Origin of the sequence: Vibrio sp. 1F253 (genome assembly GCF_041439295.1) — a bacterium.
Lineage (GTDB): Bacteria > Pseudomonadota > Gammaproteobacteria > Enterobacterales > Vibrionaceae > Vibrio > Vibrio tasmaniensis_A.
Map to the genome: position 1 here is coordinate 18,033 of NZ_JBGONU010000016.1, position 26,050 is coordinate 44,082.

Below are 26,050 nucleotides of genomic sequence, written 5' to 3' on the forward strand. Positions count from 1 at the left end.
ATGGCTGCTCTCTATCGTTATACATTTGAAAGTCGTATTGACGCCTGATGTTAAAGATTGCAAAGCGAGTGCCAGTTATGCATCTCAGTTAACTAATTGATTTAATGATGGATTATTGAGTAATACTATAATCTTAAGTTGAGATTTGTCATTTTGAGAATCAGTATAAAACTGACTAGAACGGCTAAATTATCAAGCTAAAATAACCAGTTATTTACTAAGGCTAGGATTAACGATCGAGTTGGTAGATTTCCAACAACTTCGGGACAACAGCTTGTGGCGAATATTGGTTTTTGACGGTTTTTATCGCGTTACTTCTGAGAAAGTCACGTTGTTCAATCGACAATGATATCCACAAAGATAAAAACTGTTCTAGTTCAGCTTCTGAATTGGCGAGGTAGCCGTTAACTTGGTGCTCGATGAGTTTAGGCAAGTTACCAACTGAGGTGGCGAGGACAGGAATGCCACGAATCATGGCTTCTAATGCCGCCATAGGTAAGCCTTCAAAGCGGGAAGGGATGATTAACAAATCGATTTGGCTCCAGACGTCGTCCATATTGGTCTGATGCCCATGAAAGGTAACATTATCAGGCTGCGATTTAACTAACGCTTCCATTTCTGGCCCGTCACCAAAAAGCTCAAACCGAACATCAGGAAACGGTTTGGCTAATGCGACAAATCGATCTGGCGCTTTTTCGTGGCTTAATCGTCCCACAAAGCCAACATGGAATGGGCTTGATGAAGGGGACTTTGTTAATCCGGTAGGGACTTTAACAAAGTTATTCAATTGATGGGTTTTACTCGGCACTTTCGCTTTAATCTTCTCACTGACCACGAGCGACTGATCAGAAAGAAAGCTGCTGTAACGGTCGAGCCAGTCATAAAGCCATACTTTGCCTGTTGGAGTTTCACCGGCATGATAAGTGGTGATTTGTTTGGTGTTGTTAAAACGAGGTGGGAGCTTTATTAGTTTGCTGACCAAACTGGCTTTGTAACCATGAGCATGGATAAGCCTTGGCTCATAATGATGAGCTGCACGTTTAAGCTGTGTCGCGCTATTGCCGCTTGAACCTGCAGAGTATGAGGCTAAATCGGAGAGGTAACTATAAGGGATGTTCAGCGCATTCAACTTTTCAACGATGATCGCTTCTGGATTAAACTTAGTCAAAAGAACGATTCGAATAGCCTCTGAATACTGGGCGCTTTCAGATATCAGGCCTTGTGCTAACTCTAAAACGTGCGTTTCTATGCCTCCAAAAGTTTGGCTGTCGATCAACAGCCAAATCTCGTGAAGGTTTACGTTGAGTACACCTTGGTTAGGCTTGATTGTACTCATCTTCCGATTCCCAAGCCTGTTTCTTACGATAAACAGTAGAAGGGCTAAGTTCTAACAGCACGGCAGCGTTTAACACATTCCCATCGCAATGATTGATGGCATGCTGAATAGCTTCGCGCTCTATTTGCCACATTGGACGAATAGCACCTTCGCTTGTTGTAAATGCGGGCGTCATCGGATCGTTGTTAGCGGGGACAACTGAGGATTGCTCCAACTCTTCCGGTGTAATAGGTGGCAACTTAGCTTCTGGTGCTTTCACAACAGCAGCTTGGGGCGCAGCTACTCGAATAGGTGTCACTGATTTCGTGGCTGGAGCTGCGTCTACTTTATTAATCGGAGGCGGTAACATGTCTTTGGGCACGCTCGTTTCATTGTTCAACACCACGATGTTACGGATGATGTTTTGCAACTGACGTACGTTGCCTGGCCACGCACAACGTTTAAGTAGATTCTGCGTTTCTTTGTCTATTGATTTGAACTTCTTCTTGTCTTGCTTCGCGTACAGCTTCAAGAAGTGATTAGACAGGGTGACAATGTCACTTCCTCGTTCACGAAGCGGTGGCATCTCGATAGGCACAACGTGAACACGATAGTAAAGGTCTTCTCTAAAGCGTCCTTCTTCTACCTCAACCAGTGGATCGCGGTTGGTCGCACAGATAATTCTGACATCCACTTTAATCTCGCGGTTGCCACCGAGTGGGGTAAACGTCCCAGTTTGCAAAAATCGTAGGAGCTTCTTCTGCATCTCCAGTTCCATTTCACAAAGCTCATCGAGAAATAGGGTGCCGCCATGCGCTTGCATTGCGGCACCTTTACGGTCGGTTGTCGCACCGGTAAATGCACCTTTAACGTGACCGAAGATTTCACTTTCCATTAGGTCTCGAGGGATAGCACCACAGTTAATAGCAACGAAGGGCTTACCGTTGCGTTGGCTCTCTTGGTGAATCGCTTCCGCACAGACTTCTTTACCCGTACCACTTTCACCGTTAATAAACACGCTGGCGGTAGTTGGTGCTACCGAATCGATGATCTTGTAAACCGCTTGCATGGGAAGGCAAGAGCCGATGAAATTATGAAAGCGGTCACGATCGAACTTGCTTTGCATGTTATCGACAAGGTTTTCGAGTTTCGCTCTTTTTAGATGTAAGCGAACAGAAGTCTTGAGTCGATCGGCTTGAATGGGCTTTTCCAAGAAGTCTTCCGCACCGCGCTGGATGAGATCTACAGCAATGTTTACTGAGCCATGTGCTGTCGCGATAATGACGGCGGTCGGTATTTCGCTCGTACTAATCCAATCTAAGACTTCTTCCCCTGGCATGTCGGGCAACTTAAGGTCAAGAATAACAAGCTGTGGAGAGTGCCTTTCAATGAAGGTCTTAGCTTCCGCGCCGGTTTCGACGTGGAAGATATCGTAGGGCTCGTCTTTTACGTACTGCTTGTAGAGTACGGCGAGTGAGGTGGAGTCTTCAACTAACAATACCTTAGGGCGCATTGTGTATTCCTTTTGAAACTTTATCCTAACCAATCAATAACATAGTGATATGGAACCATCAATACGAGTCTTGTGTATTTGTTATCACCGCATGCAATCTTTTAAGGCGCGGTGTGTATAATTTCCCGCATTGCTACTCATACTGGTTCGCATCTTTATGGCGACTATATTAATAACGACTATGTTGAGTTTTTATCTGATACTTATATGAACATCCAAAGTTAACTGAAGCCTGCCTGTTTCCTGTCAAGCAAGGCTTTGATTGAACGCTCTGCGAGTTCTAGTAATTCGTCAACTTGCAGAAATGCCGCATCGTGACTCTGTTCTAAACATTGCTTCTCTAAAGCGCGAGCCAACTCACCCAAAGGGCGATTACCTAATGATAGCGCCGTGCTGCCAAGAGTGTGGACCTCGAACTCAAGTGTTTGAGCGTCGTGCTGAGCGACAGCCTCTTTTATGGCGACCAAGCGTGTTTGTGATTCTTCGACATAATGGTCGATCAAGATCGGGATAATATCCGCACTTGTATCGCGAATCATTTGCTCTAGAACGCTTTCATCAACAAGCTCGCTAACTTGTTGTGAGTTTAGATGTGCAGCTGTGTCTGACGCTAAAGTGGAATTCATCAAACTAAGTCCTTTTGTTGAGCTTAATATCCGTGAGTATAAGGGGCTGTTGACCTTTCGTGGTTAAGTTTTGTTCGAGATAAAATCGTTTTAGGTGCGGCGAAGAGTATGTAGCCTAGTCATTCTAAGCAAATATTCTTCAACAAAGCATAAAACGATTTTAGCCGAACCCTTCGGGCAGCCCTTGTGGTTCATTTCTACTGCGTTAGAGACTTTTCATGTAGGCCAGCTACACTTCAAAGCCTCTTCCTTGTATTAATTTTCCACAAGATGCTGCAAAACACAGCTCGAAAGGTCAACAGCCCCTATTAAGTTTTAGTCATTTTCTAGAATAATTTCAACTACTTGCCTTACAAACAAAGCAATTAATTGCCTTCTCGACCGAATTGCCACTATGTTTGTGACAAACCTAACGAACTGATTTAAATTTGTTTTCTCTTATGAAATATAAACTTAGGCACCCATTAGCCTGGGTACTTAGAAGCTTAAAGGGGAGAGTGCAGGACAAAGCGAGGCCGATACACATAAAAAAAACCACTGCAGTTACTAACAACAGTGGTCTTAGAGCAGGTTAAGTCGTTTAGGCTAATCTAAATAGCTATATAACCAAATAGCGATAATTTAAACAGCCGTGCTTTAGATAACGAAAAGTAGAACTACGAAGCTTTATCAATCTTTGGCTTTGGGTCGGCTTCTACTTCATCCTCGCTACTTTCAGAGAAGATATCAGCAACAGCGCTTCTCTCTAGTTCACCTTTTAGGTTACCGTCCTCATCAACAACCGGAAGAGAATAGTCACAAGACATAGTGTCTGGTAGCACTTCTTCAATCACCGCATCAGGCAAAATGGCAGGAACTTCTTCGTATATCTCTTCACTGAAGTCATGCACCGATGAATCTTCAACTGCATCCTGCAGGCTCTCTTGTGTGACTAGACCTTGATAGCCTTCATCCGTTACGTGATAAGCGTAGTCATTTTTCAGCATCTTCATTTGTGCCAAAGCACCTTCAATCGTTTCAGATGTGATTCGATAGAGAGGGGGCTGCATAACGGTTTCAACGGTCAATGCACGAGCACGGTTTACGTCTTTAACGAATGCCTCTACATAGTCATCGGCTGGATTCAGCAGAATCTCATGTGGCGTACCTTGTTGTACCAACTCGCCATCTTTCAAAATTGCGATTCGGTCGCCGAGACGAAGTGCTTCATCCAAATCGTGGGTGATGAAAACAATCGTCTTATGAAGCTTCTCTTGCAGTTCAATGAGTTGATCTTGCATTTCACTTCGAATCAAAGGATCGAGCGCTGAAAACGCTTCATCCATTAATAAGATTTCAGCATTAGTACACAGAGCTCGAGAAAGACCAACACGTTGTTGTTGACCGCCAGAAAGTTGCGCTGGGTATTGCTTGCCGTAACCTTTCAAGCCCACCGTTTCTAACCACTCATTGGCTTTTGCTAAACGGTCTTCTTTTTTGATGCCTTGAACTTCTAACCCGTACGCAACGTTTTCTACCACTGTGCGATGAGGCATTAAACCAAAGCGTTGGAATACCATCGACATTTTATGACGACGGAACTCTTCTAACTCTTTAGTGTTGAGGCTCATTACGTCAATGCCTTCAACCATGATTTTACCTTGAGTCGGGTCAATCAAACGGTTGAAGTGGCGAATCAGCGTAGATTTACCAGAGCCAGAAAGCCCCATGATAACGAAGATTTCGCCACGGTTAATCTCAAGGTTAATCTCTTTCAAACCAACGGTATGACCCGTATCCGCAAGAATCTGATCTTTGTTTTCGCCGTTTTGAACTCGGTTCATAACAGACATTGGTTTCGGTCCAAACACTTTGTATAGACCACTAATTTCAATCAATGGTTTAGTCATGCTTGAATCCTCCTAAATGCGCATTAGTTCTTCTTGCGTACGCCTGTGAAGCGCGGTCAAAAAGGATTGCGAGGGCAACGATGGCGAAACCATTCATCAAGCCTAATGTGAAATATTGGTTGGTGATCGATTTAAGAACCGGTTGTCCTAGGCCTTTAACACCAATCATCGATGCGATAACAACCATAGACAGTGCCATCATGATGGTTTGGTTGATACCTGCCATAATCGTTGGCATTGCTAGAGGAAGTTGAACACCCCATAAGCGTTGTTTTTTGCTCGCCCCAAATGCTGTAGCCGCTTCCAATACTTCTTTGTCGACTAGGCGTATGCCTAGGTTAGTCAAACGAATCACAGGTGGAATCGCGTAGATAACGACGGCGATTAACCCTGGAATCTTACCTATACCAAGTAGCATTACCACTGGAATCAAATAAACGAATGCAGGCATGGTTTGCATGATATCGAGCATCGGCGTAACGATAGATTGAGCCCGATTTGAACGAGCCATCGCAATGCCAATTGGAATGCCTAAGAATATCGAAACCAAGGTACACACCGTAATGATACTGAGCGTCCGCATGGTGTCTTCCCACATTCCAAAGTAACCAATGAGAAGCAGTGAAACGACACAGCCTAAAGCCAATTTCCAAGAGCGGCTTGCTGCGTAGACAAGGCTGGTACACACGGCGAGGACTATAATCCAAGGTGTTGAGATAAGGAGTTTTTCAAACCAAACAAGGAATGAAAGAAGAGGGTCAAAGAGAGATTCAATCATTTCGCCGTATTCACGGGAAAATTCACGGTATGCGCCATCTAGCGTCTTTTTTATGGTTCGTAAATCACCGCGTTCCATCTCTGGAAAGCTTGATAACCAATTGCTGTCAGCCATTTTATATCCTTATAGTTCGGAGCCACTTGTTCATACGATGAGGTAATCGCCTATGAAAAGGGCTCCGAATCATGAATAACATCAAGTATAGCGACGTTATTTCTGTTCTATTGTTGAAGCGTAATTACTTGTTGTTAAACCAAGCTTTTACAGTTCGGCTTCAACTTTCTTAGCCACTTCTTCAGAAACCCATGGGTGCCATACTTCTGGGAATTCACTCAAGAAATGCAGACTTGCTTCTTCACCATCTGCTTGGTTGTCTTCCATCCAAGCAAGCAGCGAGTTCATTTTGTCGTTTGTGAAACCACGTTTAGTGAAGTAGTCATAAGCTTCAGGAGCACGTGACGCAAAACTCTCAGTGGTGATAGTGTGAACGGGTGAAGGCGGGTACATGGTCGCTTTTGGCGATTCACAGTCTTCTTTGGTGGTACAGTTAAGGAACTCTTCCTCATTAACGCCACTGCCAAAGTCGACTTTAACCATGTCGTATTTACCTAGAACAGCGGTTGGTGCCCAGTAGTAACCAAACCAAGCTTCTTCGCGCTCATAAGCTTTTGCGATAGAGCCAGATAAGCCGGCACTCGAGCCTGGATCAACAATCGTGAAACCACTGTTTTCCAGCCCAAGAGCGTTAAACAAGTTTCCGGCGCTGATCTGACAGTTCCAGCCTGCTGGGCAACTGTAGAATGCTGATGTATCTGGGTCTTCAGGGTGCTTAAATAAGCTAGCGTTTTTACGCACGCCTTCGATGGTTGCCATCTCTGGGTATTGTTTAACGAGGTAAGCTGGAACCCAAAAACCTTCTTCGCCGCCGTTCACAAGTGATTTACCTGCATAGCGAAGACGTTTTTCTTCGACACCTTTATCTAATGCGTCTTTTAAGCTGTTGCTCCAAAGTTCAGGTGCAACATCAGGCTGGCCTTTTTCAATCATGGATGTGCCTGTTGGCATAGTGTCGCCAGGGATAAGTTCGGCATCACACCCATAACCATGTTCTAGGATGAATTGGTCGATATTAGCGATCAGTGTTGCAGAGTTCCAGTTCATATCTGCGATTGTTACGCTGCCACATTCTCCAGCGTTAGCATTACCGCTGGCTGCTGCTACTAACAAAAATACGGAGCTTAACTTGTATTTCATATTGAGTTTCCTTTCTCTTTAATAATACAACTAAGGTAACCAAGGTAAATTGATTATCTAAATTGCTCGATGGTGATCCTTTTCGTGTATTTGAACCATTTGAGCAGAAGGAGGGATGGGTGAAGTTTGAATAGATAAATGTGCAAAGTCAGTGAAGTGTGATTTGCCAATTCATCCACTGTGTTTCAACAGCCATCGGATAACTTTGTCAAACTATTACAAATTCGTCAAAAACCACCTCTATTTATAATCTTAGGGAATAATCGTACGAATTCCATCTTTGATGCGATTTACATGGCACTTTAACCGTCTGTGTCACATTACCGATAAAGTTAGGCATGGGCGGTTGATTTTTGAAGGGTTTTAAAGGTGGTAAGACCACGATCGAAGTGTGTAAAATGCGTTGATTGGTTTTTAAAATCGTATTTTTAACAATAATTTCGCCAAAACACCCAACTTGGTTTTGGGGTGTTTGGGCGTAAAGTCCAATAGGAGCGGTGGCTGTCAGGGTTTAATGACAGCCATACAGATGCACAAGAAAGCTATAGTTGCACAGAAAAGTTACATCGGTAGGTTTAAAAACTCATTTTGGTAAAGCTTATTGGCCAAGCTATCGCGAAGTTTAGTTGGAAGGAATTTCATGCGATTGATTTGTCTTACCAACTCTTGTGCAAAGCTAGGTGTTTGTTTCATGTTCATCACACAACCCATAAGATTGATACTCTGCGCATCAAGCAGGTTTTTCGCTTGCTCTAGGTGGTGACTAGAGGTTTCACCATAGGCGACAACCATCAATGTACTATCACAAGCACTCGCGACGGATTGCGCCGGAATGTTGCCTTTGTTTATGTTGAGAAGCGGTGAGGTATCAATGATGACTCGATCGTATTTGTCTAACCATTTGTTCACCACTTTTTGTAACGTTGTCGGATCTTTATAAGCCAATTGCGTTGATGCGATTTGTGGAGCAGGGACACCGATAAACGTACGATGAGACTCGACATGTTCAATTAACTGTCCCTGTTGATTGTCTTCCAACATGTTCAAATCTTTAAAAGCAGGATTGTATAAGTTGAGGTCAACATAAAGCGTAGAATGACCAGCAAGGAGAAAACGTTCTGCTAATGCAGTTGCAATAGAGGTTACGCCGTCACCTGAATGACAGGCAGTCACGCAAATCGATTTCTGTCCGTTAAGTTCAGAAGCTAGATACAGTTGTTCTACTTCTGCTTGGATTGCTGAAATAGTCATTATAAAGCTCCTATTAAGACGATCATTGTTGTTAGACGTAATATGTCTTTAGACCTACACGAGCTTTTTCCATAAAGCTCTCTCGGCGATCTGGGATGTAGATAGTGTCACCAGCGCGCAGTACTGGTAGGTTATAAATGTTGGCTGTTTTGCTGAATTCAACAAGGTCGAAGGTACGAGCTTGACCTTGGCAACAAGACATATTCACAATGGTAATTTTCTCTACGTAAGCGTTATCAGTAGGGCCCGCCGCCTCTGCCAATATATCTAAAATGGTCATGTTGTCGTTGAACACATAACGTCCTGGGTTGTTAATCGCGCCAAGTACACGTACGGTTTCTTCTTTCGGTGTATCTAACCAATTTTTACCTTTCTCTGGGATATAAATAGTGTCACCTGTGGTTACATTTGGCAGTAACGATTCGTCACCGGTTTCAAAGTAGAGCGATAGATTGAGTTTGCTTACTTTAGAGTAGGTTTTATCACGATGCGTGACACGAACGTTGTGTATATCGGCATCCTTAGTAGGCCCGTCAGCTGCAGACAAAATGTCAAGAAAGTGCATGTCTTTGGTGAAGCGGTAACGACCCGGTGCATTCACTTGTCCAAAAATGTAGATCGAAGCATCAGAGCTTTGACGTACCCATTGAGATTTATTGTCTGACGGATCTTGTGGTAAGTCATGGACACGGACGATAGAGCCTGCACGAATTTGTGGCATCAGATCTCGTGGTGCACCATTTCTGATGAAATCATCAAGATTAAACACAACCAACTTTCTACCCGTTACGACTTCAATTTTCGATGTGTCAGCGCGTAGCGTGGGGCCGCCGACGTGTGCCAATAATCCCATAAAGTTCATTTCATCTGACCATTCTATACGACCAGGTCGATTCACCTCACCGATCACGTTAACTGCTCGGTCTGGTGCAATCTTTAACCAAGATTTCTCGTTCATGTCGGTTTTCTCAGGAACAAAGATCGCGTCACCGGCTTTAATATTCGGTGGGTTAGAGTTAGGCAAGCCTTCAGTGTAAGCCGCTAAATCGAATTTAAGTACTCGACCATCCGCTTTGATTACGCGTATTTGACGCGACTCTGCAAATCGAGTCGGGCCGCCGGCATTGGCAAGGATATCCATGAAGGTCGCGTCTCTCTTTCCTTCAAAAGCGCCAGGGGCAGCGACTTCACCCATAACGTAAACCATGTTTGCGCCGGATTTGATCTCTTCCTCTTGCTTCGGCACAAAAATGGTTGCACCTGGGCGTAAGATTGGAAGTAGGCTTTCGTCACCAGAATCCAAATAACGCTTAAGGTTGAACAGCGTAGGCGTATTATTTGAAATTACACGGATTTGTTCAACACTGGCATAGCGAGTTACCCCGCCTGAACGCATTAATACGTCGACAAGGTCGGTATTCTCTTTGTAAGTGAACGAACCTGGCGCGTTTACCTCACCAAACACTTTAATCGAATTGCGAGAGTCAGCACTGTCACCTGAGTTTGCAAGCTTTGCTGCGTCAAACTCTTGCTCGATGTTACCGACTAATGGGGAAGCTGGAACGAATAATGAATCCAGTGATTGCAGAGTAGGTAGTGTTGATTCATCACCTGAATCAAGGAATCGTTTGTAGTTAAACTCTTTCTTGTCCGCACCTCGCTTAAGTATCAATTTGTCCAGTTGTGCGCCGGGACGTAATCCACCTGCTGCGTAGAGTGCCATTTGGATACTTGAGCCTAACGCCAGTGTGTATTCACCGGGTTGTTCTACATAACCTTGCACGTAGATGATAATTTGCTGCTCTTTTACATATACCGAAGCGTTTGAAAGATCTTTATAAGCGGTAGCCAGTGACTCTAAAACGACTTTGTTAAGTTGCTCGCTGTTATAACCCGCAACAAATACGGCCCCCACTTCAGGAAGGGTAATTCGGCCACGTTTATCCACTTGAAACCCTTTGTTCAACGTACTTTCACCGGGTACGTTTACTTGAATAAGGTCACCGACTTGAACTGCGTCTGAAAACTCTTTGCTCGCATTCGCGACACACGTAAAGCTTAACGATAGGGTGATGATAAAAGCGATCAATGATTTCATAATCCACCTCCCATTTTCTCGGCATTTTTAGGGGAGATAACTTCAATACTCACTCTGCGGTTGGTTAAACGCGTACCGTCTGATTCGCCTTCAAAAAGAGGAACCGTTTCGCCAACAGACACTGCTTTGATTCGCTGAGCACCTAAGCCAAAAATAGTTAGGTAGCGTTCGACTTGTTTAGCACGTCCAAGTGCCAAGTCATCGTTATATTCTTCAATACCCGTGGCATCAGCATGGCCGGTAACAACAAGGTCTAGAGATTTATGTTCTTTCAGTAGCGTCGTTGCCTCGGCAAGTCGTCCCATGTATTTGGGATTGACTTCAGTAGAGTTTTCCGCGAATTGGTTGTCAACATTAAGCAGGTCGTACAACTGTTCGATAACCGACAATTGCATTCTAAATTGGTTTTCATTTTTTGGTGGTTCACACCGTGCTTGTGACGTCACATAGTCCAGTTGGACTTCAAGTTCGTTTAAACGTTTTCTTTGAATGACTAGGTCGTTTGCCGCATCTAGAAGCAGGCCACCTTGTAGTTCGCGAGCGATACGATTTTGCTTTTCTATCGCTTGCACAACAGCAGCGGGGAAGCACCAGCGAGCGCCTTCTTGAACCAAGGCATCAAGATGTAATTTAGCCAGTTGCCAATCAAAACGTAATCCGTGTTCAGGACCAAGAGGTTCGTCTGGCATGACAGGAGAAAAGTCGGAATTTTGGTAGTTAATAGAGTCATAACTTTCAGCCAAGCCGCCAGTGCCTTGTTCAGGGTAGCTAGTACAGCCACCTAGAACTAAAGCAGACAGAGAAAGGGCTATGTAGCTTTTCAGTATTTTCATGCCAACGTCCTATGTTTTTACTTTTTATTATTATGTTTTGTTACTTCTAGCTTAGTGGATCTTCATGAATTTGTAGGATTTTTTGAATTTACTGGGATAGCGTGGCCAATACGTAACAAGTTCATAATTTCAAGAGGCTGACCAGTTACATTTTCAAGTCGCATGTTGCGTTCGCGTTCAGTTAGGCGTTTGAACATGTAGACAATCGCGCCAACACCAGATGAATCTAAAAACTCAACTTGGCTAAAATCGACTTCGATTTCAGGGTGGCCGTCATTTGAGATTACATCGTCAATATCAGTCTGAGCATCACGGCTTCCCGCTGCGTCTAAATCACCGAAGATAGAAAGAGTTAGTGTGGTTGTATTCAAATCAATCTTACGTAGTTCCATAGCGATATCTCCTTTTCAGTATGTATGAACAATTGCACTGAATGTGCCAACTTTTATATTTATATTTTTCAAAAACTTAAATCGACTGCTAATCTCTATCTCATATTGAGAAAGTTGGTTTCTCAATATGAGAACTAAAAACGGCGGAACATATGAGAGCCATAAGCCATTAATTTAATGAATGAAAGTAAAGGTTAGATAAGGTTGATGAGTTGATCGCATCTTCTAGCAAAGATTGTCTAACTGTGTGTTAGAGCGCTTAGGATTAAAGGCATTTGTTGACCACTACAGATATTAATACGGAGCAGATGATGAGATTAACCAAATTGGCGATAGCCACTCTATGGGCATGTTCGCTTTCTTCTCATTCATCCTATTTACCGCCTGATCATCTGGTGCTCGCAAACACATACCAACAAGGCATTGATGTTTCTGAATACTGGAAGAGTGAAAAGCTTGATGGGATTCGTGCTCTTTGGGACGGACAACACCTTTATACTCGAAATGGGAATCGCATTTACTCACCGAAGTGGTTTACAAAAAACTTACCGAAGGTACACCTTGAAGGGGAGCTCTGGGCAGGAAGAGGAAAGTTCCACTTAGTCCAATCTACCGTCCTCGATCACACACCTAGTGATGTTGCGTGGCGCCAAATAGACTTATATGCCAGGGGCTACTGGCGATTATCAAAAGCGCTATTACAACATATTGCATTGGGTAAGTATGATTGGAGAACCTCATGTCAGCTACGTCGAACATGTACCTATTCAAAATGAAGAAGCTCTGTTTTATCAATTAGACAATGTCGATGAACGTAATGGCGAAGGTTTGATGCTCAGAAAGATCACCAGTCGTTATCAAGCAGGTCGAAGCAATGACCTGTTAAAACTAAAAAGGCATCACGATGCCGAAGCCACAGTTATTGGCTACAAAGGCGGGACAGGGAAGTATAAAGGGATGATGGGTTCGATTTTGGTTCACACGGAAGAAGGGGTTGAGTTTTATATCGGAAGCGGGTTCAGTGATCAAATGAGACTTGCGCCGCCTGAGATCGGCAGCCGTATTACCTTTCGCTACAATGGCTTTACTCAAAATGGAAAAACCAAGTTTGCGCGCTTCGTTAGAGAAAAGAGTGAGTATTAATACCAATCAGATTGTTCAGTACAATATAGTCATACACAGTAAACGAAAAAGAGCTCTGAATATCAGAGCTCTTTTTCGTATTTAATATCAGGGATACCGGTTGAGTGAGTTAGAACTCAGCGAGAGCTAAATTCTAACTGCACATCGTCGTCTTGTTTGTGCATCCAGTGCAGACGCATACCTAGCATAATAGCTGCAGACGTTAGACCAACAATGAACCCAACCCAGAAACCGTGCGCGCCCATAGGCTCAACAATCCAATCTTTCATTCCTAAAATGTAGCCAATAGGAAGACCAAGCAACCAGTAAGCAACGAAAGTAATGTTGAAGATCGAACGCATGTCTTTGTATCCACGCAAAGCCCCTGCAGCGATAACTTGGATTGCGTCAGTACATTGATAAACTGCAGCGAACAATAGTAATTGCATTGCAACAGTAATTACCGCCGTATTCTCTGTGTACAGTAACGAAACTTGCTCTCTGAATAGTACCGTCAATGTAGCTGTCATTAGGGCTGTGACTAAACCAACAATGATTCCCACGTGTGTCGCGATTTTCGCTCCTTCAGTGTTGTTTTCACCCAACTTATGACCAACACGAATACTCACGGCGGCACCGATACTCATTGGTATCATAAATATCAGTGACGAGAAGTTAATTGCAACCTGGTGTGCGGCGACAACCAAAGACCCAAGAGGGGCAACCAACAGAGAAACAACAGCAAATAGCGTCACCTCAAAGAAGATAGCAGCAGCAACTGGAAAGCCTAGTTTAAACAAACGAATTTGTGCTTTGAGCTGAGGCTTGTGGAACGTACCGAAGATATTGATTTTAGCCAAACGCTTTGATGTTAAAACGTAAGCGAATAGCAGAGCAAACATCACCCAATATACGATAGCCGTTGCAACGCCACAGCCAACACCACCCAGAGCGGGAGCGCCAAGCTTTCCGTATACGAACATCCAGTTAAGCGGGATGTTTAATAGCAAGCCAATAAAACCAATCACCATTGCAGGCTTAGTTAAAGACATACCATCTGTAAAGCTTCTCAATGTTTGGAACAACAAAAATGCAGGGACAGCAAACATCACCGCATTCATATAACCGATGGTTTTTTCTGCCATGAGTTGTTCTATGTCCATCCACTCCAATATCAGTTGTGTCTGAAAAAGTACGCCAATGATTGGAAGGGAGATGACAAGCGCTAAAAACGCACCTTGTTGAATCTCAAATGGAATTTTTACTTGTCTACCAGAACCATGAAGTTGTGCAACGACAGGAACCAACGCCATCAACAGACCCACACCAAATAAGATTGATGGTAGCCAGATACTTGCTGCAATCGAAACCGCCGCCATATCGATAGCACTTACACCACCGGCCATTACGGTATCGACAAAACCCATTCCAGTTTGTGCAACAGATGCGATCAATACTGGGGTCGCAAGTTTGATTAGATTCGAGGATTCTTCTTTGTAACGATGCACAAACAACTCCAAATAAGAGGGAAAATTAGAATAATAGTGTAGGAAAGGACATTCTGAAGGAATCAGAGACAATGATCTTAAGCTTCCACTGGACGAATCATAAAGAAATGTCACAATAACTGCTATGAAAAACTGTTATTAGAATGCTAAATAGGAATCTTATGTTTACAGGTATCGTTCAAGGCATGGCAACACTGGTTGCTATAAACAAAAAAGAGTTGTTTCAGACTCATACCATTGAGCTAAGCAACGAAATGGTTGAGGGATTAGCGATTGGTGCCTCAGTAGCTCATAACGGTTGTTGCTTAACGGTAACGGAAATTTCAGGAAACCACATTGCTTTTGATTTGATGCAAGCCACATTGCGATTGACGAACTTAGGCCAACTGACTGTTGGTGATAAAGTGAATGTTGAGCGAGCCGCAAAATTTGGTGATGAAATTGGCGGGCATAGTATGTCTGGCCACATTACGTTGATGGCGAACTTAGTGGATGTGATCAAGACTGAAAACAACCGCACGCTTTGGTTTGAGTTGCCACAGGAATCAATGAAGTATGTATTGAGCAAGGGTTATATTGGCGTTGATGGTTGTTCATTGACGATAGGTGAAGTGGAAGAGAACCGTTTCTCTGTACACTTGATTCCTGAAACGCTAAATCGCACTTTGTTTGGCAGCCGCGAAGTAGGCGACCAAGTAAATATTGAGTTTGATCCTCAAACACAAGCGATTGTTGATACTGTTGAGCGCGTGCTAGCAAACCAGACGTCGTAGTAGCGGTTCATCAATAACACTTGCCCAAAAAGCGTTGACTAAGTAAAAGTCGAAGATATTAAAAAAGAGCACATTAAGTGCTCTTTTTTTATTTTTGTGTTTTCTAGGCTAGCTTCAAAATCGAGGTGTAGCTTTAAATCGAGGTGTAGCTCCAGCTCGACAAGAGAGTAATTGTGTTAGAACACTTGTTCGTCGTCTGCATCAATCGAGAGATGGATTCTGTCTCTCAATTCATCAACCTGCATGTCCAGATGAATTGCATTGCAACATGCAGGGCAATCGTCGTAAAAATCTTGGCTCCCATTAGAAGCATCCAGCGTTATGCTAATTGCATGACCACAATGGGGGCAAGAAACATGTTTCTCTGTGTATTTATGCATGGCGAATTCTCCTCACTGTAACTTGCACTAATCGTAGTAGCTTGTATGGGGCGTAACAAATAGCGATATCGAACGTTGCACTTATATCGATCGCAGTAGTTAGCTGTGATTGGTGTTAAACGGCCTGTATCTTCTGAATACACGCCTCAGTTTGTGCTAAATACTCGCCGCCAAATTGATTGCAGTGGTTGAGAAGATGGTACAAATTATAAATGTCTTTCCGATCAGTATAGCCAACGTCGAGTGGATTGATGCTCTGGTAACCTTCATAAAACTCTTTTGAAAACCCTTCAAACAGTTCAGTTAGCGCTAAATCACATTCATGATCGCCCCAATAACAAGCGGGATCGTAACAGATTGGCCCAAAGGCTGAGTTAGCAACATTACCGTTCCAAAGATCGCCATGAAGCAAAGAAGGGCGAGGGTTGTGGCCTGCAAGACGCATATTCACTACATCAACAATGTCATCGATATCGCCGAATTCGATGCCTTTTTCTTTTAACAATTGCAGTTGGAAGCCAATGCGTTGCTCAGAGAAAAAACGCCCCCATTTCTTATGCCAAGGGTTGGGTTGAAGGGTGCTACCAATATAATTGTCTTGGTCACAACCAAACTCTTTCTGTTCACCCCATTGATGCAATTGAGCAAGTTGAACGCCAAAGTCATAGCTATTATTGCTTGTTTCAAGCGGCTTGGTCGGCAAGTAATTAAGGATAATGAACGAGCATTCTTTGGTTTTACCAATCAGTACCAACTCAGGAACATAAACGGTAGAAGTTTCTCTTAACAAGCGTAAGTTCTCAGCTTCAATTTCAAACTTAGGTAAAAATTCTCGCAGGTTCACTTTTACAAAGTAACGTTCGTTACCATCGCTAATCATATAGCAATCGTTAATGTCGCCACCAGAAACCTTGGTACGTTCAGTTATCTGGAAGTTAAATAGAAGAGTATCTGAAAGTTGTTGAGAAATGGCCTGCCACATAGGAAATCCTCAAAGACTGAAGGTTAGAAATACTGTTTGTTTAATAGCAATAGTTTAGGATAAATCTGAGCAATTTATAGACGCACTCGTCAATGTTCTTGGCTCTTCTTCAACTAATGTAGAATCAATTGGCTGATTTGTGAACTCGAACTGATTCAAGCCCTTTGAAATCAAAACAGAAATTGAGAATGATATAAGGAAATAGTTTGGAACTAATCTCACGGCATGATGATTTTCATACAATAGAATCGCAGAAATAGGTTGAGATTATTTTTCACTATATTTTAGGTGTGTTTGGTGAAGTTAGGGTGTTTTGATTGAAATTTAAGCTTAAATGCTAACTCGGATCACTTTAATACAGTTTTTAGTAATAAAGAGATGACAAACAGACTCATATACATAGTATTAGGTAGGTACATATTAATCTGCTCTTGAGCTTAAACGGAGATTTATTGTGGTTGTAGAAACCGATGGCTATTTGGCTTTGATCGAACACTTATCATTTAACCTAGATGTCTTTACTAATAGTAATGGTGATACAGGAAATGAAAGTGTCGAAGACATCATCACTGACATGATATCAACAAACATCATGGCTATTTTCGAGCAAAACCCTGAGTTACATTCAAGCGTTCGTTTTCAACTATTGAAAGAAGCGGATTCAGTGGTGGCTGATTTAGGTGAAGTGTTAGCTGGTGTATGGTCAAAAAAAGCGACTAACGAACAAATTGTATTCTTAGATGAATACATCGCATTAGTGAAGAATCTGTTTGATACTGCGGTCGCTCAATACGACTAATTAGCTTCTAGTACATTTACTGGCTAAACAGCGATAGGCGTTTAAATAGTACCTTCAAAGCAACTGTGTTATCAGTTAATCTTTTAATCACTATAAACGCCTAAAATGCCAAAACTTAGAGGCCCAATAAGGGTTATCCAATCTCGATATAATGACACCTTTCGATGTCGAAGCATGTAGGAATTGATTGTTTCCTAAATATACACCGACGTGTCGTACCGTCATCGATGTTTTGAAAAACACCAAGTCACCACTTATTGCCTGTCCAGACGCTATTTCCTTTCCCTTTTTAACTTGAGCTTTTGTGGTTCTCGGTAAGGCTTGCTGGGTCGCAGTTTGCACTGCGATTTGAACGAAAGCAGAGCAATCTACGCCTCTAAATGAAGTCCCACCGAAATGATATGGCACACCTTTCCACTGTTCATACACACTCATATACGCATTGGTCGTTGATTGCTCTAACTTTGACAGAGGCTTGTGTGCGGTTTGACTAAGCTGAGAAGGGGATGGCGTAGAGCTACAAGCAGCCAATGTTGCTAAAGTTATTGTAACTACAGCCATTTTTCTGAATTTCATATGTAACTCTTCTGACAAAAAACTGAAATATAAACGTCATCAAGGACTTCTAGTATACGAACTAACTTAAGGATATCTTTTTTCGTAGTCAAACTGGATTTCACATGCCCGACACAAATTTATCAATAAAACCTTCACGTTATACATTCTCGCTCATTCAAACTGTCACCGCTGTATTTATTTCCATTCTTTTACTCGTCATCTTTTTATCTTTGGTCAGTCTCCGAGGCGTCGATCGGGTCGGGGGCCATTTTGAAGCACTTTCGGAACAAGCATTACCTCTTGCATTAAACAACGCCGAATTAACACAAAGCGTGTTGGAGCAGGTAAAACTTCTTACTTATAGCACCCAATCAACCGACCTAAATACGCTTAGCACAACAGGCAACTCGATCGACGTGTTAGTTGCCGAAAGTAACCAAACGCTAGAAGAACTCCTCTTCATATCCCAATCTTTTCCTGACGCGATTTCCGTTGAACAAAAACAAAACTTAATCGAGAACATGGCGACCTTACAATTGATGACTAGCCAAGTGTTGACGTCACAAATCGAAATTCAGAATAAGCAAAACCTCATCGATGGCCAAGTCACTGAGTTTCGCTATGGTGTGAGTTCCATCGGACCTGAAATGAACCGTATCAGTTCTTTCCTTGTTCAGAACAACCCAGAGGCTTCCGATGCGGCTAACCGATTCACAGCGAGTGCTTCTGCAATGGCGAACACCTTCCTAATGTTGATGATGCAATCAGACTTAGAAAAAGCGCAAGACGAATACAGAGAGCTTCGAAATCGAATTGCAGGCATTAACCTCGCGTATGATGACTTTTCTGAATGGCATCCAGACATCGTAGAGTTCGCAAGCTTAACAGCGCCTTATGAGATGGTTAAATCTGGCTTTGCAGATAACGGTGTATTAAGACAAATCCTGCAAAAGCTAGAACTTGTTGAGCAACAAGAAGCCGACTTAGCAAAAGTCATCTATCTGGCTAACACCGTGATAGGGACCTTAAATCAACTATCGAACACCGCTTCCATTTTAATTGATGAAAGCGAGTTTGTGGTCAATCAGACAATTGCGACGATAGACAAAGTACTATTTATTAGTGGATTAGTGATAACGGCCATCATTTCTATTTCATGGTTGGTGTTACGTCGCTGGGTGAACAAAGGACTCAGAAACATTACTCAACAAATGAGCTTACTCGCGGAACACGATTTTTCAAAACAGAGTCAATTAGTTGGCCCATTGGAATTGCAAGTTATCGCATCAAAACTTAATTCTGTTGTCAACTCAACCGCTGATTCGGTGCGTTTGGTAACACGAAACTGTGAAACGCTTTATCAAACAGCGGAAGTCAGTCACGATGCCGCAGAGCAAACTAACTCAAGCTTACACGAGCAAAATGAATCACTTCAGAACATGATTACCACCATTACAGAGCTTGAAGCATCTATTGGTGAAATTGCACGTATTTCTAACGCCTCAAATGATGACGCCCAGCTTGCTGAAAATGAGTCAGTGACAGGGAGTCAAGTTGTTGGACTTAACCAGCAGCGACTGCATGCACTAGAACACTCTTTAAGCATGAATGAAGAATCGATGGCCGACTTAGACGGACGTGTTAAACAGATTCGGGAAATGGTCGACATGATCAGTGGCATTGCTGACAACACTAACTTACTCGCATTGAATGCAGCAATAGAAGCAGCGAGAGCAGGAGATCAAGGCCGAGGCTTTGCAGTGGTTGCCGATGAAGTCAGAAAACTTGCCAGCGATACTTCTCAGCAAACCACTAATATACGAAATATGATGAATGAATTGGTGGCAGCCGCTGACCGATCACGCGCTTCTGTAACAGAATCGAGAAGCGAAATGGCGAATGCACTGGAAACCAGTGGCGATGTAAAGCAGGCCTTCGAGAAAATCGAATTAGCGGTTAGCCAGATCAAAGGGCGTGTTGAGCAAATCATGGTGGCGACTGAGCAACAAGCACGTGCAACGGTGGATGTGACACATTCGATCACTCGTGTTTCTGAACAAGGCGAGAATACTAAGTTACAGCTTGAATCCATGATCGAGAGTTCAGAGCAAGTCGGAGAGATAGCAGGACACCAACAAGCTATGCTTCATAAATACGTGTTGAAATAAACGAGCGTGTTGAGTTAAGCCTGACAGCATAATAGTTGAAGCACTAGCTACGCTTAAATTCCTATTGATACAGAAACGCCCTTAAGTTCTCATAAGAATTTAAGGGCGACTTGCTTTGGTATTAAGCTTGGTTTGTTATGGAGACGGGTTTGTTATAGAGACAGGTTTGTTATTAAGATAGGTTTGACCTCAGTTTAAACTTGAGACTCAACTGAATTCGAACCTAGTCTTTCGTTGTCGGGAATCGTGCAAATGGCTGACGTAGCATTAAGTCTAACCGTTGCTCTTTACCATCTTGAATCTCTGGAACGCCAATCTGAACGTTATCATGGCCAAGCTTAGGTTGAGCGCGATAGGTTTTGAACCAAATGTCCCACACCGATAAGAAAAAACCAAAGTTTGAGTGCGCTTCCTTAACAATGACCGAATGATGAACGCGGTGCATGTCTGGTGTCACAATCACTTTTCTCAATCGCTTATCAATCCACAGAGGCAGACGCGCATTGCTGTGGTTAAACATCGCACTGGCGTTAAGAACAATTTCAAAGATGACAACAGCGATGACAGGTACACCAAGCGCGATCACTAAACTCACTTTAATCAGCATTGAAAGAATCATCTCAATTGGATGAAAGCGCGTTCCGGTTGTGGCATCGATATCTAGGTCCGCATGGTGAACCCGATGTAGCTTCCACAACCAAGGAACACGGTGAAACACCAAGTGCTGCAGGTAAATGGCGCAATCTAACAGTAATACGCAGGCCAGAATGGTGAGCTCTTTCGGAAGTGACAGGGTATTGAACAGACCCCATTGGTTTTCTTGTGCGATAACCGCCGCTTGGAATGCTGCGATAGGAATCAGAGTGGCTAATAGAAAACTGTTTAAAGCAACCAACGCAAAGTTGTTTCCCCAACGAAACCATTTACTCTGAGTCAGCGTTTTACGTGGAAAGCGGTACTCCCAAAGCGCACATGATCCAAAAACGACAATAAAACAAACAAGGCGAAGCAGGGATGGGTCTTGCATGGGAATTCCTTCTATCATTCTAGGGTCACTGTAAGTACAATCGTGCCACTTTTCTAGATCTATCGTTATTGTCCATGAGAATCCACGCTTTTCACCGTTTATATCAACACCGTTTATCCATTGCTACTAAGCCGTTTAATGCGCGCGGGTGTAAAGTAGTGCGATGTGAGTTCTGTAAAATAAAACAAGACAGCTGTATCTGCGAGCATCAACCTAACATTGATACGAACGTCGCGACTATGTTGATCTTGTCAGACAACGAAATCTTAAAACCAAGTAACACCGGTCGTTTGATTGTTGATACGGTAAAAGACAGTTACGCCTACCTTTGGCATCGTACTGAGCCAAATCAAGAGATGTTGGATGTTCTAAAAGACGACAAATACCAACCTGTGATCGTGTTCCCCGAAGACTATACCGACGACAAAACGCGCGTGGTTACGGATCTGGGCGAAATGCGGGATTCGAATAAGACACTATTGCTGATCTTTATTGATGGTAGCTGGCGCGAGGCCCGTCGAATTTTTCGTCGCTCAGAATATCTGCAAGATTTACCTGTGTTATCGATTGAGCCTGAGTCAGTTTCTCAATACATGATGCGAAAGTCAGACAACGAACAACATCTTTCGACAGCAGAAGTGGCGAGCTTGGTTTTGAAACAGGCTGGTGAAGAGCAGGGTGCCAAGACTTTACAGCTATGGTTTGAGACATTTCGGGAAAGTTACATGTTAAGTAAGACACGTTATAAGTCAGATCCAACCAAACCGAGCCTGAATGCTTTCATAGATCATACTAAAAGTGAGAAGTCACTCTAACCTTTAACCGCTTTGTGCTGACTTGTTGTTCAAACAAACTCAAACACGGGATAAGTTTGTCATCTATCACGGTTTGTAGGGGGAGTGTTATGGATAATGCTCTTTAGTTGTTTATTTACAAAAATTTATTTGCCCGAATTTAGGGAAAAATTGGAGAGATTTCATGTATTACGGCTTCGATGTTGGCGGCACAAAGATTGAGTTTGGTGCGTTCAATGAAAAACTTGAGCGCGTAGCGACAGAACGCGTACCAACGCCCACTGAAGATTATCAACTGCTACTTGATACAATTGCCGATTTGGTAAAGAAGTACGACAACGAATTTTCTTGCGAAGGTAAAATTGGTCTTGGTCTTCCTGGAATGGAAGATGCTGACGACGGCACAATGCTGGTTGTTAACGTACCAGCTTCAACGGGGAAACCACTACGCAAAGACCTAGAAGCGCTTATTGGTCGTAGTGTAAAAATTGAAAATGATGCAAACTGTTTTGCGCTTTCAGAAGCGTGGGATGATGAACTTAAAGACGAACCATCTGTAGCAGGCCTAATTCTAGGTACTGGCTTCGGTGGCGGTTTAGTTTATGAGGGTAAAGTGTTCTCTGGTCGTAACCATGTTGCTGGTGAATTAGGTCACATGCGCCTTCCTCTAGATGCGTGGTTCCACCTTGGCGACAACGCACCGCTACTGGGTTGTGGTTGTGGCAAGAAAGGTTGTTTAGACAGTTACTTATCGGGTCGCGGCTTCGAACTGATTTACGAGCACTACTTCGGTGAGAAGAAGAAAGCGATCGAGATCATTCAAGCATACAACGAAGGCGAATCAAAAGCCGCTGAGCACGTAGATCGCTTCATGGAGCTATTGGCTATCTGTTTTGCAAACCTGTTTACGGGTCTTGACCCACACGTAGTTGCACTGGGTGGCGGACTTTCAAACTTCGAACTTATCTACGAAGAGATGCCAAAGCGTATCCCTAAATACCTACTGTCTGTAGCGAAATGTCCAAAGATCATTAAAGCGAAACACGGTGATTCAGGCGGCGTTCGTGGCGCTGCATTCCTTAACATTAAGTAATCGCAACTTAACGTTAAGCTAGCTAAAGTTAGATAGTTAAAAAGAACAAATAAAAATGCCGCAATCTCGAAAGAGGTTGCGGCATCTTTTATTGTTCAGTGTTTTCGTTTCTTCAGCTCTTAGCTCTAATTACAAACGAAAAACTAGAAGCTACAAAGCTACATATCAAGAAAAAGAGCCAGAGGGCTTACTTCTTCTTTTTACCAACACCAAGGTTGTCTTTTTGCTTCAATGTAAGCTTAGTAAAACCAAGCTTACGGAAATAGTTGTCTTGGTAGTTACGAACCGCTTTAGTATCAGAAATGAACTCAAGCTGCTGCTCAGTTTTTAGATACTCAGTGATGTCGATGCCTTCAGCGGCTGCAACAGCTTCTTGGATCGTGCGGTGTTCTTGTTTCGAAAACAATAACTCTTTGTCTTCATCTTTATAAGTGTACAGAATGGTACGAGCCATGGTGCTCTCCAATATAATTATTACTTTGCGCGCACTCTACATAAAAACAGTACGCCACTCAAGATAATGATAGGAAATTACCACTTATTAGTCTCATGAATGGAATGTGTAATAAGCATTTTGTGGTATACTATTCGTTATTTTTTAATCTGGCTGACTTAAACGGAACTTATGAGCAATACGCTTTACCCAAAGATCATGGGAATTATAACGCGAATCCAGAACTACCCTGGAATCAAAGGATTAAAAGAAGTCGAAGATAGAATAACGAGTCTATGCGAAGCGAATAATCAACCGATCCCGGATTCAATCGCGCTTTTCCTTAAAGGTTTCACAAGCTATCGCCACGATAACCTTTCTGACGCTGCTGAGCACTATAAAGCCTGCCTAAACGTCATTGCTCCTGAAGAAATTCAACTATATGTATTTGTCATCGGGTTACTTGCGTCTACCCATAACATTCGTGGTGATTATCAATCAGCGTATGCTTGTTACTCAGAAACACTAGAAAACTTACACCTAGTTGATGACAATTTTAAGTCACTTATATTCTGTAATCTAAGTGACTTGCACTTAAGCTTAGAAAAATACGAACAAGCGAAGCAATATGCTCGTAAAGCCATTATTTCATCTCAAAATGCGAATCGCCTGTTAGATTGTGCTGTCAGCCATTTAAACCTAGCCTATAGCTGTGCACATACAAATGAGTTTGAGCAAGCGGTTAGCGCCATTATGGAAGCGAAAAAAATAGGCACCTCGCTTTCTAGTCACAGGACGATAGCTCTTTGTCATAGTTACCTAGGGCAAACCATGCTCTTGTGGGGAGGCTTCGATGATAGTGATGTATTAGATGCATTTTATCAGGCAGAAGAGCACTTCAAAAAATCGAGAGATGAGCATAATCGAAAAGAAAATTTGGTTTACTGGTTTCAATTCTTAGAAGGCATTGGAGAGCGAGAACAAGCAAAAGTAGGGTGCGCTTTTCTCGAACAGAATTTTGATCTAAAGAGTAGTTACCGTTCTTATGCTATCTATGCCCAAACTAAGGCGAAGCTCTTTCGAGATGAAGAGGATTGGTCTGGTTTAGCGGCACTTCAAACTCAGCATGTGGATCTTTTAGAAAAACACATGAGAAGTTATGAGCGCGAACAGAGCGAACGTATTCTAGAAGGGGTAGGTACCATTCAGAGTAAGAAGAAAAATGACGTTCTGACTCAAATGCAAAAATATATGGGTGCGCTCACTGATATTGGTCAATTCATAGCAACCGCTGCAGATTTAGAAAGCGTACTGCCTGAGATACTCCATAAGATAAATATGATTCTACCAACATCTGAGTTTGGGATTGCTATGTATGACGATAAATCAGACATACTCGACTACCGCTATTTTGTTGATACTCAAGGATTAATACCGAACCTAAAAGTAGTTTGCCAAGAGAACCAAACCATTGGTACGTATGTGATTCGCAAGCGAGCTACCGTTCATTTTAATAGCGCGACAGATGCGGCTCTAGAACCCTATATCGGTAAAACCACACAAGACGATAATTTCGTTACGTTTCGTGGCGAGCTTGATACTAACTCAATGATTCTAACGCCAATCATTCTTAATGAAAAATTAATCGGCTTTCTGTCAGTTCAGCATCATCTACCAAACCAATATCAGGAACACCACTGTCAGCTTATAGAACATTTAGCTAGCTTTATTGCCGTGTCGCTAGAAAATCAAAAGCAACGACAGCGTTTAGAAAGTGCGAATCAAACACTCGAAATCTTGAGTACTACTGACCCACTAACAGGTCTAGCTAATAGATATCAATTAGATAACATCACGCCAGTCTTAATACATAACGCTTACTACCAAAAACAATCTCTAGCGGTCCTTATGATCGATGTTGACGAGTATAAAGCTTATAACGATTTTCATGGGCATTTAGAGGGCGACGAAGCGCTTCGTATTATCAGTCGCTTACTTAAAAAAACATTCACAACCAAGAATGACTACCTTTTCAGATATGGCGGTGATGAGTTCATGGCGATTTGCTTCGGACAGAGTAGTAGTGATATTGAAAATAAGGTTGTCACTCTGCGAAAGATGTTAAATGAAGTCAAATTAGCAAACCCTAAAGCTCTCTATGCGGAACAATTAACACTCTCTATTGGTGGGGTTAACGTCGACTTAGCCAGTGACAATGTGGATCGAAACTTTAAAATGATTTGTGATATTGCAGACAAACAGCTCTATCAAATCAAAGAAAATGGCCGTAACAACTATAATTTGGTCGACTGCAGATTACTTAAAGTAGAGCTTGTTTAATTCAACTCTGTATACAAGCCCCCATAAAAAGAAAGCCCCTGATATCCAATATCAGGGGCTTCATCTATTTAGAGTATGTATTACTCTGAATTTGCTAGCTTAAAGTTCGCTTAAAGCTAACAAT

At 42.7% G+C, this 26,050-nt stretch carries 21 protein-coding genes and 2 pseudogenes; 7 read left to right on the forward strand and 16 right to left on the reverse strand.

What is annotated here, in order from left to right; translation table 11 throughout:
• Positions 1-229 precede the first annotated feature (229 nt).
• The 10 genes and pseudogenes from ACED28_RS10195 to ACED28_RS10240 all read right to left on the reverse strand — a co-directional run bounded on the left by ACED28_RS10195 (position 230) and on the right by ACED28_RS10240 (position 11,949).
• Positions 230-1,336, reverse strand: a complete 1,107-nt coding sequence (locus ACED28_RS10195; RefSeq protein ID WP_371709778.1) for a glycosyltransferase family 4 protein — start codon at positions 1,334-1,336, stop codon at positions 230-232.
• A complete protein-coding gene (locus ACED28_RS10200; RefSeq protein ID WP_371709779.1) occupies positions 1,317-2,828 on the reverse strand; it encodes a sigma-54-dependent transcriptional regulator in 1,512 nt (503 codons plus the stop codon). The genes ACED28_RS10195 and ACED28_RS10200 overlap by 20 nt, the downstream gene beginning before the upstream one ends.
• Positions 2,829-3,049: 221 nt before the next feature.
• The gene (locus ACED28_RS10205; RefSeq protein WP_371709780.1) at positions 3,050-3,454 is read right to left on the reverse strand and encodes an Hpt domain-containing protein; all 405 of its coding nucleotides are present in this window, start codon (positions 3,452-3,454) and stop codon (positions 3,050-3,052) included.
• 656 nt (positions 3,455-4,110) lie between these two features.
• Positions 4,111-5,343, reverse strand: a complete 1,233-nt coding sequence (locus ACED28_RS10210) for a glycine betaine/L-proline ABC transporter ATP-binding protein (protein WP_371709781.1) — start codon at positions 5,341-5,343, stop codon at positions 4,111-4,113.
• Positions 5,336-6,235, reverse strand: coding sequence for a proline/glycine betaine ABC transporter permease (locus ACED28_RS10215; protein WP_019823103.1), 900 nt, complete (start codon positions 6,233-6,235; stop codon positions 5,336-5,338). The genes ACED28_RS10210 and ACED28_RS10215 overlap by 8 nt, the downstream gene beginning before the upstream one ends.
• A gap of 147 nt (positions 6,236-6,382) precedes the next feature.
• Complete coding sequence (locus tag ACED28_RS10220; protein WP_371709782.1) at positions 6,383-7,375, reverse strand: ABC transporter substrate-binding protein; 993 nt, start codon at positions 7,373-7,375, stop codon at positions 6,383-6,385.
• 561 nt (positions 7,376-7,936) lie between these two features.
• Positions 7,937-8,626, reverse strand: coding sequence for a chromosome partitioning protein ParA (locus ACED28_RS10225; RefSeq protein ID WP_371709783.1), 690 nt, complete (start codon positions 8,624-8,626; stop codon positions 7,937-7,939).
• Positions 8,626-10,724, reverse strand: a pseudogene (locus ACED28_RS10230) (SLBB domain-containing protein). The gene ACED28_RS10225 and the pseudogene ACED28_RS10230 overlap by 1 nt, the downstream one beginning before the upstream one ends.
• The gene (locus ACED28_RS10235) at positions 10,721-11,557 is read right to left on the reverse strand and encodes an OmpA family protein (protein WP_371709784.1); all 837 of its coding nucleotides are present in this window, start codon (positions 11,555-11,557) and stop codon (positions 10,721-10,723) included. Before ACED28_RS10235 ends, ACED28_RS10230 begins: the two are co-directional and overlap by 4 nt.
• Positions 11,558-11,619: 62 nt before the next feature.
• Positions 11,620-11,949 (reverse strand): STAS domain-containing protein, encoded by a 330-nt coding sequence (locus ACED28_RS10240; RefSeq protein ID WP_004733793.1) that lies wholly within the window; start codon positions 11,947-11,949, stop codon positions 11,620-11,622.
• A 311-nt stretch (positions 11,950-12,260) separates the two neighbouring features.
• Here ACED28_RS10240 and ACED28_RS10245 point away from each other — a divergent pair.
• Positions 12,261-13,092, forward strand: a pseudogene (locus ACED28_RS10245) (DNA ligase).
• Between the two features lie 116 nt (positions 13,093-13,208).
• On the opposite strand, the gene ACED28_RS10250 reads toward ACED28_RS10245, so the two are convergent.
• Positions 13,209-14,579: an MATE family efflux transporter gene (locus ACED28_RS10250; protein WP_012603959.1), complete on the reverse strand. Its 1,371-nt coding sequence runs from the start codon at positions 14,577-14,579 to the stop codon at positions 13,209-13,211.
• A 161-nt stretch (positions 14,580-14,740) separates the two neighbouring features.
• On the opposite strand from ACED28_RS10250, the gene ACED28_RS10255 reads away from it, so the two are divergent.
• Positions 14,741-15,352 (forward strand): riboflavin synthase subunit alpha, encoded by a 612-nt coding sequence (locus tag ACED28_RS10255; protein WP_371709785.1) that lies wholly within the window; start codon positions 14,741-14,743, stop codon positions 15,350-15,352.
• Positions 15,353-15,528: 176 nt separating this feature from the next.
• Here ACED28_RS10255 and ACED28_RS10260 read toward each other — a convergent pair whose 3' ends face one another.
• Together ACED28_RS10260 and ACED28_RS10265 are read right to left on the reverse strand one after the other, a co-directional pair.
• Complete coding sequence (locus ACED28_RS10260; RefSeq protein ID WP_012603956.1) at positions 15,529-15,732, reverse strand: CPXCG motif-containing cysteine-rich protein; 204 nt, start codon at positions 15,730-15,732, stop codon at positions 15,529-15,531.
• A gap of 115 nt (positions 15,733-15,847) precedes the next feature.
• Entirely contained in the window at positions 15,848-16,714 is an 867-nt protein-coding gene (locus tag ACED28_RS10265) for a fructosamine kinase family protein (RefSeq protein WP_135443057.1), read from the reverse strand.
• Positions 16,715-17,168: 454 nt separating this feature from the next.
• Here ACED28_RS10265 and ACED28_RS10270 point away from each other — a divergent pair, with 454 nt between their 5' ends.
• Complete coding sequence (locus tag ACED28_RS10270; protein ID WP_009846752.1) at positions 17,169-17,513, forward strand: DUF3802 family protein; 345 nt, start codon at positions 17,169-17,171, stop codon at positions 17,511-17,513.
• A gap of 90 nt (positions 17,514-17,603) precedes the next feature.
• On the opposite strand, the gene ACED28_RS10275 is transcribed toward ACED28_RS10270, so the two are convergent.
• The gene (locus ACED28_RS10275; protein ID WP_371709786.1) at positions 17,604-18,089 is read right to left on the reverse strand and encodes a C40 family peptidase; all 486 of its coding nucleotides are present in this window, start codon (positions 18,087-18,089) and stop codon (positions 17,604-17,606) included.
• A 104-nt stretch (positions 18,090-18,193) separates the two neighbouring features.
• Here ACED28_RS10275 and ACED28_RS10280 point away from each other — a divergent pair, with 104 nt between their 5' ends.
• A complete protein-coding gene (locus ACED28_RS10280; protein ID WP_371709787.1) occupies positions 18,194-20,239 on the forward strand; it encodes a methyl-accepting chemotaxis protein in 2,046 nt (681 codons plus the stop codon).
• Between the two features lie 223 nt (positions 20,240-20,462).
• On the opposite strand, the gene ACED28_RS10285 is transcribed toward ACED28_RS10280, so the two are convergent.
• Positions 20,463-21,266 carry a sterol desaturase family protein gene (locus ACED28_RS10285; protein ID WP_371709788.1) on the reverse strand — a complete coding sequence of 268 codons (804 nt, stop codon included), beginning with the start codon at positions 21,264-21,266 and terminating at the stop codon, positions 20,463-20,465.
• A gap of 68 nt (positions 21,267-21,334) precedes the next feature.
• Here ACED28_RS10285 and ACED28_RS10290 point away from each other — a divergent pair, with 68 nt between their 5' ends.
• Both ACED28_RS10290 and nagK read left to right on the forward strand, forming a co-directional pair.
• Positions 21,335-22,081, forward strand: coding sequence for a tRNA-uridine aminocarboxypropyltransferase (locus tag ACED28_RS10290; RefSeq protein WP_012603951.1), 747 nt, complete (start codon positions 21,335-21,337; stop codon positions 22,079-22,081).
• Between the two features lie 163 nt (positions 22,082-22,244).
• Positions 22,245-23,153: an N-acetylglucosamine kinase gene (gene nagK, locus ACED28_RS10295; protein ID WP_371709789.1), complete on the forward strand. Its 909-nt coding sequence runs from the start codon at positions 22,245-22,247 to the stop codon at positions 23,151-23,153.
• Positions 23,154-23,340: 187 nt separating this feature from the next.
• Here the strand turns inward: nagK and ACED28_RS10300 are convergent, their stop codons facing one another.
• Entirely contained in the window at positions 23,341-23,607 is a 267-nt protein-coding gene (locus tag ACED28_RS10300; RefSeq protein WP_004733780.1) for a DUF2960 family protein, read from the reverse strand.
• 171 nt (positions 23,608-23,778) lie between these two features.
• On the opposite strand from ACED28_RS10300, the gene ACED28_RS10305 reads away from it, so the two are divergent.
• Entirely contained in the window at positions 23,779-25,926 is a 2,148-nt protein-coding gene (locus ACED28_RS10305; RefSeq protein ID WP_371709790.1) for a diguanylate cyclase, read from the forward strand.
• Positions 25,927-26,050: the final 124 nt, after the last annotated feature.